The sequence below is a fragment of the Longibacter sp. genome (assembly GCF_051155795.1).
Taxonomy (GTDB): Bacteria; Bacteroidota; Rhodothermia; order Rhodothermales; family Salinibacteraceae; genus Longibacter.
In genome coordinates this window covers 1-19,414 of the sequence record NZ_DAXETW010000132.1, presented here as the reverse complement: position 1 = coordinate 19,414, position 19,414 = coordinate 1, and the positions used below count along the sequence as shown (strand labels likewise).

Below are 19,414 nucleotides of genomic sequence, written 5' to 3'. Positions count from 1 at the left end.
GCAGCCTGGCAGGAAAACTAAATGAGAAGGGTCATCCGTACGCAACGAGAATGACGCCCAGCACGACGAGAGCGAGCCCGAACAGGCGCCGCCGGCTGACGCGAAACTGCGGCAGCCCGAACCAGCCGAAGTGATCGGATACTGTCGAGAAGCTGAGGTTGGCCGCGACCGACAGGCAGAGGGTCAGCGCGACACCGAGCACGGGCACGACGATGTTCGCGATCATCACAATGGCGACGCCAAGCACACCGCCGAGAAACGTGTATCGGGGAGCGCGTCGGAGGCGCTCGGGGACGACGGGCTGCCGGCGGGGAAGGACGATGAGCGCGGCGAACAGGGTCCCGACAAGGTGCACGACAAAGGACCCTTCCAGCACCCCGATATGCTCACCGAGGGTGGCGTTCAACCGTATCATGAGGGCGACGAAGACCCCCGCGAGGATCGAAGCGCCTCCCGCGAGCAACACGTCCGGGTCGCCCGGAATCGATCGACGAAGCGTGCGCATCAGGGTGGACATGGGCGAAGGACGGGATGGGTCGGGGTGATGCTGAACGGTCAAGCTATGCGATACGTGGGCAAATTCGGGCTCCAGGCCTGCAGCCGGAACGAAATTGGTGGAGCCTTTGTCGACGGCGCTCCATTTGCAACCGCTGTACCGGGCTTTTTCCCGCTCGTAACGCACGTTTCACCGAAACCTAAACGCGTCATTTGGGAAAGGAGCCCCGGCGCACGCTTATTGTAGATTGTGAACCTGGTTGGCGAATGTCCTTCCCCCGATGACGTTGAGAATCTTCGCCGCTGTCGCGGTGGAGAACGCATTCGACAAACCGCCTGTGAACTGTTTCAAGGAACCTCTGTCGTGGTGGGCGTTCGGTTCACACGATGGAGGTCATAGACGTTGCCCTCGTCTCCCCGCCGTTCGTCTCGCGTCCCATGCACGCACCCGACATGCCGACTCTCGCCCCCTCGATGATCGCCGCCGACTACGGTCGGCTCGACGCCCAGGCCCGTGAAGCTCTTGATGCCGGAGCGGAGTGGCTCCACATCGACGTAATGGACGGCCACTTCGTCCCCAACATCACGATCGGTCCCGGCGTTGTGAATGCGCTTCACCCGGTCGCGAACGAGTACGACGCCCTTCTGGACGTCCACCTCATGATCGAGAACCCGGAGCGCTACATCGACGCGTTCGCGGATGCCGGCGCCGGTGTTATCACGGTGCACGCCGAGGCGTGCCCGCACCTGCACCGCGTCGTGCAGCAGATTCAGGCAGCGGGATGCCGTGCCGGCGTTGCGCTGAACCCCGCCACGCCGCTCGGGCATCTCGAAGCGATTCTCCCAAAGGTGGATCTGGTCCTCGTGATGTCCGTCAATCCCGGCTTCAGCGGACAGGCGTTCATTCCCCAGTCCACGAACAAGATCCAGCGCCTGCGCCGGCAGTTGAATGCGCTGGGGTCGAAGGCCCGGTTGGAAGTGGACGGCGGCGTCAAGCCCGGGAACGCGCTGAAGCTGGTGCAGGCCGGAGCTGATGTGCTCGTGGCCGGCAGCGCCGTCTTCGGGGGCGACGACACGGTCGAGCAAAACGTCGAAGCCTTCCGGAGTGCCCTCACCCTGAAGGTGTAACCTCCTCGTTGACTACTTTTCGGGATCTCCCCGACCATGGACTTGAAGGATTTGACCGACCACGTCTGCGTCGTCACCGGCGCGAATTCGGGGATCGGAAAGGCAACCGCCATCGGGTTGGCAGAGCAGGGTGCTCGTGTCGCCATGGTGTGCCGAAACAGAGATCGCGGCCAGGCCGCACGCAAAGACATCGTCGCCGCCTGTAGCCACGACCGAGTCGATCTTCACCAGGCGGACCTCGCCGTGCAGTCCGACGTACGCGCCCTCGGCGAACGCCTCTCCGCCACGTACGACCGGATCGACGTCCTGGTCAACAACGCCGGCGTGTTCGAGGGACACCGATCCGAAACGGGCGATGGCATCGAAAAGACGCTGGCGATCAACCATCTGGCGCCGTTCCTGCTAACGCACATCCTGATCGACCGAATGCTGGCGACCGCCCGGACCCACGGGGAGGCGCGCATCGTGAACGTGGGGTCGGAGGCGCATCGTGGGGTCCGTATCGACTTTGACGACCTGCAGGGCGAAACCAGCTACTCCGGCCTCCGAGCGTACGGGCGATCGAAGCTGGCGAACGTGCTATTCACCCACGAGCTTGCTCGACGCATCCACGAGACGGGCGTCACGGCCAACTGCGTGCATCCGGGCGTCGTGTCCACCAACATCTGGCGCGGCACGGACTGGCTGTCCCGCATCGCGCGACTCTTCAACTGGTTCTACGATGCCCCCGAAACGGGGGCGGAAGGGCCGGTCTATCTCGCCGCCTCACCGGCGGTGCGTGGCATCAATGGGCAGTACTTCAACGGTACGGAACAGGTAAAGCCGGCCGTGGCCGCGTTCGACGAGAAAACAGCCGCCCGCCTCTGGCGCATGAGCCGCGAACTCACCGGGATGCCGGTCGGGGACGAAAAGGAATTGCTGTGAGGTTCGGGGTGTGGGGTCTGAGGTGTGAGGTTTGGGGAGGGACGGACGCTTTCGCTGTTTGTCTTTGCGTCGATGCCTATGTTTGGCGCTGGCTCTGATTGAACGTAGTGCCGTAACCTGAGGTCGCATCCCGCCCATGCGGTTTCCCCTTCGCCCTTCGACTTCGCACCTTCGCCCTGCAAATGACCACCGTCGACGTTGTCCTGCCCGTCCCGGTCGATCAGACCTATTCGTACGGCGTGCCACCGGAGATGCGCGGTGCCGTGGTCGTCGGGGCTCGCGTACTGGTGCCGTTCGGGAATCGGCGGCTCACAGGCGTTGTGGCCGCACCGGGGCCCGATCCCGAGTCGGTCGATTTCGCGCTGAAGAACATCCTCGACGTGCTGGACGACCGTCCGGCGTGCTCGGAGGAGATGCTGCGTCTCACGAAGTGGATTGCCGAGTACTACGTCTGCAGCTGGGGCGAGGCCATGAAGGCGGCTCTGCCGTCCGGGATCAGCGTCGAGAGTACGCGGCGACTGCGGCGGACGGACGAGCCGCCGGGGCAGTGGACCGAGCACGAGCAGGCCGGACCGCTGCTGGCGGATCTCGAGGACCGGGACGATACGACGCTGAGCGCGGTCCGCAAGCGCCTCGGGACGACGGTGCCGCTGGCGCTGATCCGACGGCTGGCGGCGGAGGAGATCCTGGACGTCGAAACAGAGCTGCGCGACGCCCGGGTCTCGGCGAAGACGGCGGTCCACGTCCGGTTTGCGCCTGCCTTTCAGCATCCTTCCGCGGCGGCCGATCTCGTCGAACAACTCCGCGGGTCGAAGCAGAAAGCGCTGATCCGGGCCCTGGCTGGGTTTCGGGAGGAGGGCACCTCGGAGCCGCTTCGTACGGACCTGCTCGAGCGGGCGGAGGCGGCGCACTCGTCCCTCAGCAGTCTGGTGGACAAAGGGATGGTGGAGACCGTCGAGAAAGAGGTTTTGCGCTCCCCGCTGGACGACCTGCCGGATCCCGGTCCGCCGCCTGATCACACGCTTCACGACTCACAGCAGGAGGCCTACGACGCGATTGCCGGAGCCGTCCGCGAGCAGCAGTATGGCACCTTCCTGCTGCACGGCGTGACGGGGAGTGGGAAGACGGAAGTCTACATTGCCGCGCTGAAGGACGTCCTCAAGCAGGGGCGCACCGGCATCATCCTCGTGCCCGAGATCGCACTGACGCCGCAGACGGTGCAGCGCTTTCGCTCCCACTTCGGAGACACCATCGCCGTCCTTCATTCCCAGATGAACATGGGGGAACGCTTCGACGCATGGCGGCAGCTGCGCGACGGTGACCTGTCGATCGCCATCGGCCCGCGGTCCGCCATTCTCGCCCCCCTCGACAACCTCGGGCTCATCGTCGTGGACGAGGAGCACGAGTCGTCGTACAAGCAATTCGACCCGGCGCCGCGGTACCATGCGCGCGATGTCGCCGTGATGCGGGCCTACCTGAACGACGCCGTGTGCGTCCTGGGGAGCGCGACGCCGAGCCTGGAGTCGGTCATGAACGCCGAGTGGGGCAAGTACACGCGGCTCGATATGCCGGAACGGGTGCCGGACTCGTCCGGTCGGTCCGCGGAGCTTCCACAGGTGGAGATTGTGGACCTCACGCTGCAGAAGCGCAAACACCAGCTCGAGGGCGCACTCTCTGAGCCGCTCCGGACCGCCATTCGCGCCCGCATCGACCGGGGGGAGCAGACCATTCTGCTGCAGAACCGCCGGGGATTTGCACCGGTGATCGAGTGTGACGACTGCGGGTGGGCGCCGCTCTGCCGTGATTGCTCGGTCACGATGACGCTCCACAAGACGCGGTCCGGCGGACGGATGCTGCAGTGTCATTACTGCGGGCGAACCGAGAGCCCGGTACAGGCCTGCCCGGAGTGCAATTCTCGCGACCTCCACCAGATCGGTACCGGCACGCAGCGCGTCGAACAGGAGCTGCACGACGTTTTCCCGGATGCCGAGGTGTTACGCATGGACCGCGACACCACCCGAAAGAAGCACGGGCATCACGCGATTTTGAGCCAGTTTCGCGCCGGGGCCGACATTCTCCTGGGCACGCAGATGATTGCGAAAGGCCTGGACTTCAGCCGGGTCACGCTCGTCGGCGTCGTCGATGCGGATGTGGGACTCTTGCTGCCCGACTTTCGTGCGGAGGAGCGTACGTTCCAGCTGCTCACGCAGGTCGCAGGGCGTGCAGGACGAAAAGACCTGCGGGGGGAGGTCATCCTCCAGACACGCAACCCGGACCACGCTGCCCTGCAGTTTGCGATCGACCACGACTTCGACGGCTTTGCTGCCTCCGAACTGGAGGACCGGCGCGCCCTCGGGTATCCGCCGTACGGTCATCTCGCCACCGTCGAATTCCGCGGTCCGAAAGAGCCGCGCGTCGAGCGCCTGGCCGAGAACTGGACGGATATGCTACGCGACCACAGTTCCGCGAACGTGCTCATCGGCGACCCCTCGCCGGCCTCCGTCAAGCGCGTCAAGAAGCAGTTTCGTTATCGCACGGTCCTGAAGTCTCGCCAGTCGCAGACATCGATCCAGACCGCGCTGCGCCGCACCGAGGATTCGTACGGTAGCGTCCCGAACGGGTATCACGTGTCGATCGACGTCGATGCCGTCGGGTTGCTCTGACGTGGGGATGTGTCAGGGTGCTGACGTGCGAACGTGGGCACGGAAAGAGGTATTGAGGCTCGTCCCAAGGCTGCTTCCGATGCCCCTCGGAATGTCACGATCTCAGGTTTGATATTATATCTGGTCAATCAACAGACCGGAGCGGCCTCTCCCGCTCCCTGGTGCCGATTTTTGGCTTGACCCAAAAACCGGCTAAAAAGGTCAAGGCCTGCCGAAGATCGGCTGAGGGTCCGGCCCACTACGCTGAAATTCTTCGAACTCAACCTCTCTATCGGACTGGAATCTCAATCTGGCGGGTCGCTTCGAGGTTTCAGACAAGAAGAATTTCCCCGCCAATGCGTGGGATCAGTCTGCAGTGGAGGGAAATGAAGGGGCGCTCCGTTTCCCAGCCCCTCTAAGCGCCGATCTTCGCAAGGGCCAACGGCTCTATGAGTGATGCCCGGGGATAAATGTGTGAACGTCCGCTGTGCGTCTTGGCAAGGAATCGCGGGCAGTCCCTCCCGGCCTCGCGCGGTCCGGCGCATCAGGCGGCGAAGGGAGGACGCGACCTGAACGACGTGCTGTCTGAGCGAGCCCCGCTCGCGAGTCCACGGGATGACCCTCCAGGCCCTTTGAATTCGTTCCGCGACGCGAGCGTAGCGAGCTAGTGCCGGTTTGGTGCGACGCGAGCACAGCGAGCTAGTACCGGTTGGTGTGGCGAAAGGCGTAGCGCTAGACGAAGCGCGGTATGACGGGCGACGGGAGCGAAGCGAGCTAGTGCCCGTTTGGTGCGACCGACCTGAGCGAAGCGAAGTAGTACCCGTGGTGATTTTTCGCGGCTCGTTTTTTTTTGGTCGCTCAGAAAACTGAGCCAGCATTGGGCTTACCGCATCGCAGCCATCACCTCGTCGGCATCCGCATGATCCGATTCCTTCTCGGGGACGGAGCGCTCGACCTCGGCATAACATGTTTCCGTCTCCCAGAGCTGCACGCGGATCGTGTGCACGCCGTGGCGGCGCAAGACGGCACCGCCCTCGGTCCGCAGATGGTCGGCGACATGCCGTGCCAGATTCTCCGCCGTGGAGTCGTACGGAAGCACGTACATCTTGGAGTCCAGTGCCTCCATCGCGTCACGAAGGTCCGTGTCCGACTCCCGGATGAGGGTCGCATGGTCCATCGCGTCCACGAGAGGCATCAGTAACCGCTTCACGTGCTTGAAGTCGATCAGCATGGCCCCGCCGCCGGGCGTGTCGCTCTTCGGCTCCCCTTCAAGCTCCACCATCATGCGATACGAGTGGCCGTGCACGAATCGACACGGGCCCTCGTGCCATGGCAAACGGTGCGCTGCCTCCCAGCGAAATCGTTTGGAGACCTTCATGGTAATGTCGTGCGGTGTCGAATTCCTTCGCGATCATCTCATATACCTGCGACCCTCCGCATTGTCTCATTCGTGATCATGAAGGTCGGACGGATCAGCGCGGAGAGGGCCTGCTTCGACCCGCTCTGTACGCTCACAGCCATTCGATCCAAAGGTACGTACGATACGGCAGACCTCGACGCCGCCTTCCGTTACCTTGGCGAATCAGGAGTAGGAAGTACAGGCATGGTATCGCGGTGTGCAGTGCCCGGTCACCGCTCACGTCTTTCATGCCTCGACAGACCGCTCGGCGCCCACCCTCACATCCGGCTCCGGCGTCCTGTCGTGACTCGGGCTGATGGCGGGACGGGCGTATCGGCGCAGGGATGGATCATGTGCCGCTGACGTCTTCTCGCATGCGCCCCCGGCTTTCGGTCTCTTCATCCGGGAGTTCTTCCTCCTCCGCTTCCCATGCTATCTCCGACTCGAACCAAGAGGATTCTATTATGGCTCATCATCACGGCATGAACGAATTGGAAGGCATGCCGGCCTTCTGTCACTACGGTCACGAGCATCAACGTGGCGATCGCTTCGGGCGCATGTTCAACCTCGCGCCCCTATACACCCCTGCGGAGGAGCTCCGATCGCTCGGCGCCCCGGGCGGACCGATGGACGGCGGCACCGGCACGGATCGGACGGACTCCGTTCCGGTCGGACAGATCTTCTTCGGCCAGTTCGTCGACCACGACATCACGCTGGACGTGACATCGAGCCTGTCGGGCGTGAGCAGCGCCGGGGAAACGCCGAACGTTCGGACCCCGACGCTGGACCTCGACTCCATCTACGGCGGTGGGCCGGAATCCACGCCGTTCCTCTACCGCCAGGCGGGTCGCTTCCCCGGTGCTGAACTCCTAACCGGCGCACACGGAACGGCCGCCTCCATCGACGACAATGGAAGCACCGTGCCGCAGCCGCCGGGGCTGGCGCAGTACGACCTGTGGCGCTCCCCGGACGGAACGGCCGTCATCGGCGATCCGCGGAACGATGAGAACCGGGTCATCTCGCAGATGCAGCTTGCGATGATCCGCTTCCATAACGGGATCCTGCAGACGCTGGCCGACGAAGGGCTCCACGGCGAGACGTTCGAGGGCGAAGAGCTGTTCGAGGAGGCGCAGAAGCTCGCACGCTGGCACTACCAGTGGGTGATCCTGCACGAGTTTCTGCCGCACATGTGCGGGGAAGCCATGGTGTCGCGTATCCTCGGCAACGGACGGCAGTTCTACTGCCCGAGCGCGAAGGATCTGCCGTTCATACCGATCGAGTTTGCCGTCGCGGCGTATCGCTTCGGGCACTCGATGATTCCCCAGAAAGTCCAGATCCAGAAGAACGGGTCGTCGCTCGAGGTCTTCGGGCGCACGCTGGGACGCGGATTCACGCCGCTCGACAATACGGACGCCGTCGTCGACTGGCACGAGCTGACGGAGACTGAGGAGAATCGCGTGGTGCAGATGGCGGAGAAGCTGGATCGGGCCCTGGCCTCCGACCTGCTTGATCTTCCGTTCATCCAAACGGGCGAATCGTCCCTTGCCACCCGGAATCTCCTCCGCGGGCAGGCCTTTATGCTACCGTCCGGAGAACAGGTGGCTCGCGCCATGGGCCGGGACGAAACGGAGATCGAGCAGATTTCCGACGCCGCACAGTCGATCGCGTCCGATGTCGACCTGAGTTCCGGCACGCCACTCTGGTTCTACCTGCTCGTCGAAGCGGAGCAAATCGGCCGCGAACAGGAAGAGAACGTCTTCCAGGAAGGTGAAGGCCTCGGCCCGGTCGGCGCCCGGATCGTTGGCGAGACGATCGTGGGCCTCATCGAGCTGGATCCGCGCTCGTTCCTTGCACGCGACCGGTCCTGGAATCCGGTCAGCGACGGCATCGGCGTGCAAACACTCGGCGAGATGTTGACCTTCAAACAGGTGCCGGCCCACGCGTAAGAGCCGACGTCGGCACCTGTAGTCATCCCGGAAAGCCGGACCGCGGGCGACAGGGGCGTCCAGGGTCCGGCTTTCGTATGGTCTACCGGCAGACGTCACGCACGGGTCAACCGTTTCCTTCACGCGTCGACGTCCTCGGGCGCCGCGTCCGTCTCGTCCGTCGCCGACGAGACCGGAAGCCGGTAGCGGACCGGGCGCTCGCTTCGAAGCGCCAGGCCGCGGTCCACGGCCGTCATGAGCCAGTCCCGTGCCTGACCGAGTCGCACATCCGCCAGCATGTCGCGGACGTCCTTCGCACTTCGCGGGCGATCCAGTAGCTGGCGGAGCGTCGGCCAGATCTGGGCAAACAGCTCCGCTCCGGCATCTGCCATCTGTTCGACCTCCACAGGCGAAGGATCGCGGTGGCCGTCGACGTCGGCCGGTCCCTGCAGCCAGTCGAGAAGGTGCCGCGAGCTTCTGAGCATGCGCCGGCTGAACGGACGCGCCCCTGCCTCAATCAGGGCTCGATTGCCCGAGGACAGCGGCGCCTCCGCCCGAACCAGGAGCCGACCGGCACGAACCGCCCCGCGTCCCACGCGCTGTAGGTGGTCCATCGCTGCCGCCCACGTCTGCCCCTGCCGGTCCCGAGACTCAACCACGAGGATCCCGGCCGCCAGCGCGTACATCAAGCGCACCCCGGACGCAGAGGTCGCCCGCGGTGCGGCCGTCGGCGCAACGGCCGACACCAGCACCATCCTTCCGCCGTCGATCGCCGACTGCACCGAGTCCCGACACGCCGCCGCGCCCAGCCCGGCCGGCAGAACGCCGACCATCGATGCACGCGTATCGCGAGCCATGTCAACAAGCGCCTTCGTGACGCCGCTACGACCGCCGGCCACAACAGGTACGCCGTCCCCCGCGCAGCGCTCGACAACACGTCGGGCAAACGCGAGGGCTGCTTCCCCGGCCTCCCGCGACCCGGCCACGGCGATAGCGCTTTGACCCAGCAGGGCCGGGTTGCCCACTCCGTACAGAAGCGCCGGAGCCCGGTGGCGCATGCGCCGGCGTACCGCCGCCGGATATGACGTATCGCTCCGGGGCAGCACCCACCCGCCGGCTTTTCCCCAAGCCTCCAACCCCTCCAGCACGGACGCTTCTTCCTCCAGCAGGGCAAGCAGTCGGCCGGATGTGATCGCGCCGGTGTCGGGAAGAGCATCCAGCCGGACTCGGCCCTCCGGCTCCCACAGATCCGCGGGCCGCATATCGTTCTGCTGAAGCCAGGCGGCGAGCCGGTTGTACGCATTCAAGTCGAGCGGACGTGGCCCGTCCGGGGATCGCAACGCAGAGCACAGGACAAGAACGGCTCGGCCATCCGCACCGAGGTCCGTGTCCGGAACCGATATCGTTTCAGGCATGGCTACACAGAGTCGAAAGGAGACGATTGACGGGTCTTCTGACGCAGCCCTCACCGAATCGAAAGGCCGCTCCCCAGAAAAGCCGTTTCGCTCTCTACGGTCAAGCAGATCGACGCCTCGGAAGGGATCTTTATATTTAAGTCATAAAACACCACATATTTATATTCTTATGTTATCTCTAAAAGACGTTTGTCACCGTGATCCAATCATGTGCACGCCACGAGAGCCGGGACGAGGGGCCCAGATCCAATGAAGCTTCTCACATCTTACGGTTGTATTTCTCCGGTGCGCTGGATTGTATGAGCACCCGCTCTACCCATTCCTTCGGATACCGTCATGCGCTTCCTCCACACGGCTGACTGGCACCTCGGAAAGCTCCTCCACGGCGTTCACCTCACGGAGGACCAGCGGTACCTGCTCGACCAGGTTGTGGAGATAGCACACGAGATGGATCCGGACGCAGTCATCGTCGCCGGTGACGTGTACGACCGATCCGTCCCGCCGGCAGAAGCCGTCGAGCTTCTGGACGACGTGCTGACCCGGTTCGTCGTCGACGTGGACGTGCCGGTCATCGTGATCGGCGGCAATCACGACAGCGCAGATCGGCTTGATTTCGGCTCCTCCATTCTCGAGCGGCAGGGCCTGCACGTCTTCAGCAAACTGCGTGAGTCGCCGGGTCACGTGACGATCGAAGACGCCCACGGCCCCGTGCATCTGCTCGCATTTCCCTTTGCCGAACCGGCGATGGCGCGGTCGGTCTTCGGGGACGACGAGATCCGATCGCATGACGACGTGCTGGCCGCTCAGGTGGCGTCGGCGTCGGACCGCATCCCGGACGGCGAACGAGCCATCGCCATCGCCCATGTCTTCGCGCAGGGCGGCGACCTCGCCGACTCCGAGCGGACACTGTCGATCGGCGGCGCGGAAACGGTCCACGTCTCCCGATTCGATCGCTTCTGCTACTCGGCCCTCGGTCACCTGCATCGCCGGCAGCACATCGGCGCGTCGGACGAAGCCGCACCACCGAACGTGCGCTACAGCGGGTCGCTGATGAAATACTCCTTCAACGAAACCGGCCACGACAAGTCCGTCCACGTGGTCGACGTCGACGCAGACGGCAGCTGCACGGTCGACACCGTTTCCCTTACCCTGCGACGGGACCTGCGACGGATCGAAGGCACCCTGCAGCAGATCCTCGATGGACCGGTGGACGAGGACGCCGCGCAGGACTACATCTGGGTCACGCTTACCGACGACGGGCCCGTTCATGACGCGATGAGCCGTATCCGTGAGGTGTACCCGAACGCCCTCCACGTAGAGCGTCCGCGCCGGGTGGAAACCAACGAGCTGCAGCAACTGACCGGCGACGCATCCTCCCTCTCGGTCGACGAGGTCTTCGAGCAGTTCTTCACGTATGTCACCGGACGCGATGACATGGATGAACGGTACCGTGGCGTTCTCGAAGATGCGCTCGAACGCTCCCCGTCCGACCCCTGAGACGCATCCCGACGTGAACCGCCAGCCCGCATTTCGCCCTCCCCATTTCGCCGTCGCATGACCCCGCTCCGTCTCACGCTTCGCGAGTTTGGCCCGTACACCGACCAGCAGACCATCGACTTCACGTCGCTCGGGGGGCAACGTCTGTTCCTGATCCACGGTCCAACGGGCTCGGGAAAAACGGCCCTGCTCGATGCCATCTGCTTCGGGCTCTACGGGGAAACGTCCGGAGACGAGCGCGACGGGCACGAACTTCGGAGCGACTTTGCAGCCGACGATGCGCCCACGGAAGTAGAGCTCGACTTTCGGCTCGGACAGCGCACATTCCGCATGACCCGGCGTCCGCGGCAGGAGCTGGCGAAACAGCGGGGCGACGGGTTCACCACGCACAGCGAGGAGGCGACCCTCTGGGAGCGGACCAAGCTCACCGATGAGGGGAGACAGCGAGGCGGCGACGGTGACGTCGTCGCAGAGGGAAAGCGGGACGTTGACGCGGCCATCCACGAGTTGCTCGGCTTCGAGGTCGACCAGTTCCGCCAGGTGGTGATGCTGCCGCAGGGCAAGTTTCGCCGCTTCCTCGCGTCGAGCTCCAGCGACCGGGAGGACCTTCTCAAGGTGCTGTTCGAAACGAGCCCGTTTGAGAACCTGCAGGACACGCTCTTCGAGATGAAGAAGGAGGCGCGTGAGGAGGTCCAGCGGATCCGGGACCGGCAGTCCGTCGAACTGGAGCGTCACGGGGTTGAGACGGTCGAAGGTCTGGAGGCGAGGCGCGACAAGGCGACCCGCGTTCTTGAGCATGCGACGGACCGGCTGGATACGCTGAAAGCGCGACGGGAAGACGCGATGGAGGCGCTGCAGTCGGCTCGGAAGGACCGGGAGACACTGGATGAATTGCACGAAGCCAGAAACGAACTGGCGGCCCTCGAAAACAGCACGGACGCGCATAACGAGAGAAAATGTACGCTCCGGGCGGCGGAGCAAGCTGCGAACGTTGCTCCCTACGAGACCGCCCTTACGGAGCGTCGCGAGGAAGCGGACGAGGCCCGAGAGGTTTTGGAGGACGCCCTCTCCACGCGTGACGAGGCAAAGGCCCGGCTCGAGTCGGCCGAAGATGCGTACGAGAACGAGCAGGAACGGGACGATGAACGGGCGTCTCTGCGACAACAGCTTAGCACGCTGGACGACCTCGCGGACACCGTCGATGAACTGGGGCGCGTGGACGAAGAGCTCGAAGACGCCGCGCGCCGGCAGGAGGAGGCGCGGGCACGGCAATCCGAGTCGGAGGCGAAGAAGGCCGACGTTAAGGACGAGCGGGAAAGCACCCGGGAGCGCCGCGCCGACAAACAGCAGCTTGCGGGTCAGATCGATTTTCTCAAGACAAAGGCCGAAGACGCCCATCGTCGCCTCGAAGAAGCGTCCACGCTCGCCCAGAAGCGCGATGAGCTTCAGACTGCCGAAGCCGCCGTACGGGAGGCGAACGAAGCCGTCGATACGTGCGAGTCCCGCCTGACCGACGCGGAGGCGCACCTGGACGGGTTGGAGCAGCGACGCATGGAGGGCTACGCGACCGTGCTGGCCCGGGACCTCTCGGACGGCGAACCGTGCCCCGTCTGCGGTGGACGCGAGCACCCGCAGCCGGCGACCGGTGCCCACGACGTGCCGGATCCGACCGAACTCGAGGAGGCCCGTGCGGCCGTCACGGCGGCACGCAAGGCGCTTTCCGATGCACGCGACCGGCGAAGCGATGCCCGTGCCGAAGAGGCGCGTATCCAGACGACCATCGAGACCATCTTCTCCCGCGACGAAGACCTGGCGGACACCGACCCGGACACCCTCCGCGAAACCCGGAACAGCGCGCAGGACCGCCTCGACGCAGCTCGGACCGCACAGGAGGAGCTGATCACGCTGGACGAGGCCATCGCGCGCTACGATGAAGAGTTATCCGATCTGGAAGAAGAAATCTCCGCGGCTCAATCGATCGTGCAACAGGTGAAAACCGAACGCACGCGGCTCATGTCCCGACGCGATACGCTGTCGGAGGATGTGCCGGAGAACCTGTCGACACCGGAGGCCCTTGACAAAGCGCGTGAAGCCGCGCAGTCGACGCTGGACAAGCTGGAGGGGGCCCTGGAGACCGCGACGCAGGAGCGGGACGACGCCCGGACGGCGTATACCGAAGCCAAAACGACGGTGGAGAACGCGCGGGTTCGCCTGGAAGACGCCACGGAGAAAGCCTCGACGGCGGAGGACCGCTTCCGCTCGGAGCTAAACCGCGCCGGATTCGAGCAGCGGTCGGCCTACGACGAGGCCCGGCGTCCGGAAGATGAGCGAGAGGAGCTCCGCCGCCGGATCGAGCAGTTTGAGTCGGACCTTAGCGATGCTCGCGGACGACTCGAGCGGGCACGCGAGGCCGCACAGGGGATTGACACCCCGGACGTGGAAGCTGCGGAGGCACAGACTCGCAGACTCGGGCGACGGCTCGATCAGCACCAGCAGCGCGTGTTCAACCTGCAGCGCACCGTCGACGACGCGCAGGACGGGCTCGATGCGCTCGCAGACCTCCGGCAGGCCCTTTCCGATGCGGACGATCGATACCGCGACGTTGGCGCACTGGCCGATGCGGCACGAGGGAAAAATGACCACAACCTCAGCCTCCAGCGGTTCGTGCTCGCCACCCGGTTGGAGGAGGTCCTCCAGATCGCCAACCAGCACGTGGCCCGGATGAGCCAGGACCGGTACCGCCTGCGTCGCCACGACGAGGTCCGCCACGGGGCGCGCGCAGCCGGGTTGGACCTGATGGTACATGACGCCTACACCGGCGCCGAACGGCCCGTCAGCACGCTGTCGGGGGGCGAAGGGTTTCAAGCCGCTCTGGCGCTCGCCCTTGGCCTCAGCGATGTCGTTCAGCGCGTCGCGGGCGGGCGCCACATCGAAACGATTTTTATCGACGAAGGCTTCGGCAGCCTCGACCCGGAGGCGCTCGACCGGGCGATGGAGTCGCTGGCCTCTCTGCAGGCCGGAGGCCGCCTCGTCGGCATTATTTCGCACGTGACCGACCTGAAGCAGCGGGTGCAGGCCCGGATCGAGGTATCGCCTTCACAGCAGGGCAGTACCGTCTCGCTCGTTAGATAGGCCTGTGGCGACTGCTGCCGTCCCACGAAACTTGCCGGTCCGGTTCAGGACGAAGCGTCCGCGCGGTTTTTGAGCTTCTCGGATGCCGCGTCCAGCAACTCCGCCGACTGCGCGCAGACGTCCTGTAGTTCTTCAATGTCACGACGCAGATCCTCGGGCGACTTTTCGTCCGATCGCTTTTCCTCGTATGCTGCCTCCAGCCGCTCGGACAGCGATCCAAGCGCGGTCGCGACCTGTTTGACCGTTTTCATCATCGCCATAAGACGGTATTCATCGGCCTCATACTCCATCCGACTCGACCTCGTGGATTCGTGATTGTACAGACGCGCATCGACCGGCGACATGAAGTGGCATTTCCGGGGATGCAGCGAAAACGAAAGCAGCACGACGGCGAGATCTCACCGCGGCGCAGCCTGCCCCACAGTATCGGTGGCAGCGGAGACGGACACAAACGCATCCGCGTCGGCGAACCATAGACCCGCCTGACGGATAGGCTCCTCTTGCAGCCGCTCCCAGGCTTCAACGTATGCGAGAATCTGTTGACGGTACCGGTCCCGGACGGACGCTTCTACATCGTCACCGACGACGCGATCACTCTTGAAATCGACGAGTGTCCACGCGCCATCGCGCCGGTACAGGAGATCGATGGCCCCGCGCGTAAGACGGTCGGGGGCCTCGTCATCCACGCGCACATCGATGAACCGATACTCCACACGCACGACGTCCGCCTCTCGGACCTCTTCCCAGATCCAGGATCCGCGAAAATCGGCAATCATCCGTTCGAGCGTTTCGACGCGGCGATCGATGATCACGTCTGTCATCCCCTCCTCGCGCTGAATCCCTTCCTGCACCAGCGCGTGCCGGAGCATCGACGCCGTCAGAGCGGGCGGGTCGTGCCGTTCCCGAATCAGCAGCTCCAACAAGTCGTGCAGCACGGTCCCGAGCGTGCGTCCGTACCCCGGCCGGTCGCCGGACCCTTCGTCGCCGGACGATTTCTGCCCCGTCACGCTGTCTTCGACGTATGTCTCCGTGCTCCCGGCATCCAGACGCGAGTGACGAGCCGCCTCGGATGCTGCCAGATCCGGGGTAGGAGCGGCGATGGCTTCAGACGCCTCATCCGGCGCTGAATCCGGCAACTCGAGTTCCGGTGCGATCTCGTCCGTCAGGTGCGGGTAGAGCGCTCCCCAGTAGCCCTCGCCCGCCTTTTTCGGGTAGGTGGACACGACGAGCAGGCGCTCTGCGCGGGTCGCTGCGACGTACAGGAGCCGGTGTTCTTCCGCCAGATCGCGCCGCTTCTCTTCCGTGATGAAGGACGCGTCGGTGTCCACGTACCACCCGCGGGGCGCGTGCGTGATGGTCGAGTAGATGCCCTCCCCGCGAACAACGGGCACCACCACGTCATCCTCCGCCCGCCGCACGTGGTGCTCCGGAGCCGGTGCTGATCCGCGCGTGTACGGGTCCGCAAGAAAGACGACCGGGGCCTCGAGACCCTTGGCCTGGTGCACATTCATGATGCGGACGGCATCCTCGCTGCCCGTCTCGAGCGTCATGCCATCCATGTCCTCTTCCCCCTGAAGGACGAGGTCGAGTTCCTCAACGACGTCGCCCCAGCCCAGGCCCTGACTGCTCCACCCCTGCACCGCGTGGAGCAGGAGCATGACGGCGCCGGCTCGCCGGGAGGCCTCCGAGGGACGCCTCGGATGCGCCGCGCCGGCAAGAAGACCGGTTTCCTCCATCACCGTTTCGAACCCTGCGCCGGGACGGGTGGAATGCACGATCTCCCGCACGCGCCGCACCTGGTGGACGCCGCTCTCCATGCGCACGGCGGTTTCCTCCGGCAGGTCCATGGCGGCCATCTCCGCCTGGAAGAGCCGGCGAAAGTCGCCTCCGGCCTGACGGAAACGGTACAGGTCGGTATCGCTCACGCCCACCAGCATCCCCTTCAGGTACGCCGTGGCGGCCAGGGGATCGTCCGGCCGAAGGGCAAAACGAAGGAGATCGACGACCGCCTTCAGCTCGTCGGTGTCGCGCATGTCCCGGCTCCCCGTCACGGTGTACGGAATGCCGTGCTGCGCGAGCGCATCGGTGTAGCTGCTGAGGCGGGATCGAACGCGGGTGAGGATAAGGAAATCGCCGTACCGCACGTCGCCGTCGAACACAGCGCCCTCTTCGTTTCGGTAGAAATCAGGATCCGCATCGCCACTGATGGCCGCCTGGATGAACGTGGCGATCTGGGCCGCATCCCGCTCGGCAATGCCCGAGCCGTAATTGCCACGCACGTCACCAACCGGCTTCTGCCGGAGCGCGGTGCCGTCCGGCCCTGGAGGGCGCTGGGGATTGAACGGGACGTAGTCGGCCTGAACGTCTGCCACGCCCTCCTGCGTGAAGAGATCTGCGAACACGTCGTTGCACCATCGGCAAATAGGGGCCCGCGACCGGAAGTTTTTCGTGAGATCGACGGCCTCCCCATTCGGCTCGGCGTCGAGCCGTTGGCGAAAGGCGTCGAACACGTCCTTGTCGGCTCGCCGGAACCGGTAGATCGACTGCTTATCGTCGCCGACGATGAAGAGGCTCCCGTCCCGCGGGCGGCAGGCGCGCCAGTCGGTTTCTTCCGGGTTGCGGGCGGCGAGGAAGGACAGGATTTCGGCCTGCAGCGGGTCGGTGTCCTGAAACTCGTCCACGAGCAACCGGGGATATCGCTCCTGCACCGCCCGCCGGACGCGCGGCCGATCGCGGAGCATGTCGCGGGTCAGCGACAGCAGGTCGTGAAACGTGAGCAGCCCCTCCCGGCGCCGGAGCTCGCGGAAGCGCTCCACGGCCGGCGCGGTGCTAGCGACGGCCACTCGGTGGACGTATGCCTCCCACTCTCGCAGAACCGGCAAAACGGTAGTCTCGATCAGGTCGGGCAGCAGATCGTCGCGAAGGGATTTCGCCCAGGAAGAGTGATTGACGCCCTCGCTCTTCCAGTACGTGGTTTTGACCTTCGCACGCTCGGTATCGGAGATGTCTGCGAACACGGACAGGAAATCTGCCTGCTCGGCCGGCGTCTCCAGGTCCAGGTACCGCAGCATCCGCTCCGCCTTGTCGAACGCCCTCATCACCGGGTCCGGGCCTTTCACCGGGTCGTCCGGGCGATAGCTACTCCAGTCCCGCATCCGCTCGATCGTGGTGTCGATGGCGGCGGCCATATCCGGCGGCTCGGATGGCCCATCGGTGAACAGGTCCAGGTCCGGGAAGCGGCAGAGACGCTGGAAGAACGACGACAGGTCGCGGGGCTCAATCCCGCACGCGGCCAGGTCTTCCAGCTCGCCGCCGTCCCCGTCGTACAGATCCCGGAGGTGCTCACTCCAGGCGCGGTCGCGGAGGCGTCGCTCCTCTCGGTCCGACAGCCCGGCGGTAAAATCCGGCGGCAGGCCTGCATCCAGCGGTCGCTCACGAAGGAGTCGCGAGCAGAAGGCATGAATGGTGCCGATGAAAGTAGACTGGACGGCGCCCAGAGCTGTAGTGACGCGCTGATGTTCGACCGATCCCTCCTGGAGGCTCTGGCGCGCCTCCTCCAGTTCACGAGAGAACCGTGCGCTCATTTCGCCGGCGGCTTTTCGGGTAAATGTGATGGCCGTCAGTTCGTCGACGGGCACGCCGGTGCGGACCAGCGCAACCATCCGACCGACGAGGGCGGTGGTTTTCCCCGATCCCGCCGCCGCACGAACGACAAAGTTCGTGGTCGCATCGAAGTCGGACAGGTCCGGCACACCGGTCGGTGACCAGGGGCCGATGCGCCGCCGGACGGATTCATCATCGCGCATGGGAGACGGGGAGGAACTCATGAGATGCGTGCGTTCGGGGGAATGGGAGGGGCGGCCAGTGCGAGGATTCGCTGGGTCCGGAGCTCAAAAGGACGGCGGCACGGGCCGATCGTCGGGGTAGTTTCGGGCCTTGGCGCGCACCTGCTTCCGGCGGGTGGCGAGGTCCCCGACGAGCCGGTCGTACCCGTTCCACTTCCACGCCGTCACGCTGTCGAGATGGGGCGCGACGGGGAATGTGCCGGTGCGTGTCAGATTGCGGAGTTGCGTCAGGATGGCTTCTGCCTCGGCCCGGTGATCGGCCGGGGAAAAACCGATTCGCGCGCCGACCTCTGTCGTGTTGGCAAAGAAATAGCCGGCACGTTCGACGGTCTCGGTGGTGAGGGCTTCCAGCGCGTACGCGTACAGCGCCCACTGCAGCGTTTTGCCGTTCTGTAGCGGATCGCTTTCATCGTAGGGTGCAGCCCGGCCGGTTTTGTAATCCCATATCGACAGGGCACCGGTGGTTTCATTTCGGTCCAGCCGGTCGATGGTCCCCCGGATCGCGAGCGTGTGATCACCGACCGAGAGCTCGGCGACGGGATGGGCGTTGTTATCCCGGCCTTCCATGCCGAAGCCAAGCTCAAAGTCTTCGGGCACAACCGTTCGGTCGCGCTGCATTTCGGCACGAAAGAAGACCTGCGCATTTCGAATTAGCTCCCGCCTGGCGGAGACGAGCACCATCTCCGACGACGGCTCGAAACGCTCCGATTCTTCCTGCAGCGCGTCGTCGACAATTTCGATCAGCCGATCGGCGTCCGCCGCTTCGGGCACGCGGCCGGCCAGGTCTCGCACGAACCGCTCGTAGACGGTATGCAGCAGCGATCCCTTTCTCAGGCTGTTGAGCCACGGCTCATCATCGAGCGCCGGCTCATCCAGCGGTTCGACATCCAGCACGTATTTCAGGAAGTAGATGTACGGTGCCTCCGCCAGCGTCTGGAGTCGGGAGGCCGAGACAGGTTGTGCTGTGCGGGAGAACAGGTCGAGCTCAGGGTAGTCACCGGCCGGAAGCAGG

12 protein-coding genes are annotated in these 19,414 nt (G+C 64.8%); 6 read left to right on the top strand and 6 right to left on the bottom strand.

The annotated features are described in order from the left end of the window. Window positions 1-31: 31 nt before the first annotated feature. Window positions 32-517 carry a DMT family transporter gene (locus ACFCU0_RS13200; RefSeq protein WP_434974147.1) on the bottom strand — a complete coding sequence of 162 codons (486 nt, stop codon included), beginning with the start codon at window positions 515-517 and terminating at the stop codon, window positions 32-34. Window positions 518-948: 431 nt separating this feature from the next. On the opposite strand from ACFCU0_RS13200, the gene rpe reads away from it, so the two are divergent. The 3 genes from rpe to priA all read left to right on the top strand — a co-directional run bounded on the left by rpe (window position 949) and on the right by priA (window position 5,210). Further along, window positions 949-1,623, top strand: coding sequence for a ribulose-phosphate 3-epimerase (gene rpe, locus ACFCU0_RS13195; protein ID WP_434974146.1), 675 nt, complete (start codon window positions 949-951; stop codon window positions 1,621-1,623). Window positions 1,624-1,659: 36 nt separating this feature from the next. Beyond that, window positions 1,660-2,547, top strand: coding sequence for an SDR family oxidoreductase (locus ACFCU0_RS13190; RefSeq protein ID WP_434974145.1), 888 nt, complete (start codon window positions 1,660-1,662; stop codon window positions 2,545-2,547). Window positions 2,548-2,729: 182 nt separating this feature from the next. Further along, the gene (priA, locus tag ACFCU0_RS13185) at window positions 2,730-5,210 is read left to right on the top strand and encodes a replication restart helicase PriA (RefSeq protein ID WP_434974144.1); all 2,481 of its coding nucleotides are present in this window, start codon (window positions 2,730-2,732) and stop codon (window positions 5,208-5,210) included. A gap of 862 nt (window positions 5,211-6,072) precedes the next feature. Here priA and ACFCU0_RS13180 read toward each other — a convergent pair. Then, on the bottom strand, window positions 6,073-6,567 hold the full coding sequence (locus ACFCU0_RS13180) for a 6-pyruvoyl trahydropterin synthase family protein (RefSeq protein ID WP_434974143.1): 495 nt from the start codon (window positions 6,565-6,567) through the stop codon (window positions 6,073-6,075). 485 nt (window positions 6,568-7,052) lie between these two features. Between ACFCU0_RS13180 and ACFCU0_RS13175 the strand changes: the two genes are divergently transcribed. Next, the gene (locus tag ACFCU0_RS13175) at window positions 7,053-8,534 is read left to right on the top strand and encodes a peroxidase family protein (protein ID WP_434974142.1); all 1,482 of its coding nucleotides are present in this window, start codon (window positions 7,053-7,055) and stop codon (window positions 8,532-8,534) included. A 119-nt stretch (window positions 8,535-8,653) separates the two neighbouring features. Here ACFCU0_RS13175 and ACFCU0_RS13170 read toward each other — a convergent pair whose 3' ends face one another. Further along, window positions 8,654-9,928: a DNA-processing protein DprA gene (locus tag ACFCU0_RS13170; RefSeq protein WP_434974141.1), complete on the bottom strand. Its 1,275-nt coding sequence runs from the start codon at window positions 9,926-9,928 to the stop codon at window positions 8,654-8,656. A gap of 336 nt (window positions 9,929-10,264) precedes the next feature. On the opposite strand from ACFCU0_RS13170, the gene ACFCU0_RS13165 reads away from it, so the two are divergent. Further along, the gene (locus ACFCU0_RS13165; protein WP_434974140.1) at window positions 10,265-11,425 is read left to right on the top strand and encodes an exonuclease SbcCD subunit D; all 1,161 of its coding nucleotides are present in this window, start codon (window positions 10,265-10,267) and stop codon (window positions 11,423-11,425) included. Between the two features lie 57 nt (window positions 11,426-11,482). Further along, window positions 11,483-14,557, top strand: a complete 3,075-nt coding sequence (locus ACFCU0_RS13160) for an AAA family ATPase (protein ID WP_434974139.1) — start codon at window positions 11,483-11,485, stop codon at window positions 14,555-14,557. Window positions 14,558-14,601: 44 nt separating this feature from the next. Here ACFCU0_RS13160 and ACFCU0_RS13155 read toward each other — a convergent pair whose 3' ends face one another. From ACFCU0_RS13155 to ACFCU0_RS13145, 3 genes are all read right to left on the bottom strand, one after another. Next, the gene (locus tag ACFCU0_RS13155; RefSeq protein WP_434974138.1) at window positions 14,602-14,943 is read right to left on the bottom strand and encodes a hypothetical protein; all 342 of its coding nucleotides are present in this window, start codon (window positions 14,941-14,943) and stop codon (window positions 14,602-14,604) included. Between the two features lie 12 nt (window positions 14,944-14,955). Beyond that, entirely contained in the window at window positions 14,956-18,384 is a 3,429-nt protein-coding gene (locus ACFCU0_RS13150; protein WP_434974137.1) for a UvrD-helicase domain-containing protein, read from the bottom strand. A gap of 63 nt (window positions 18,385-18,447) precedes the next feature. Next, the coding region (locus ACFCU0_RS13145; RefSeq protein ID WP_434974136.1) for a PD-(D/E)XK nuclease family protein at window positions 18,448-19,414 on the bottom strand (967 nt) is incomplete at its 5' end.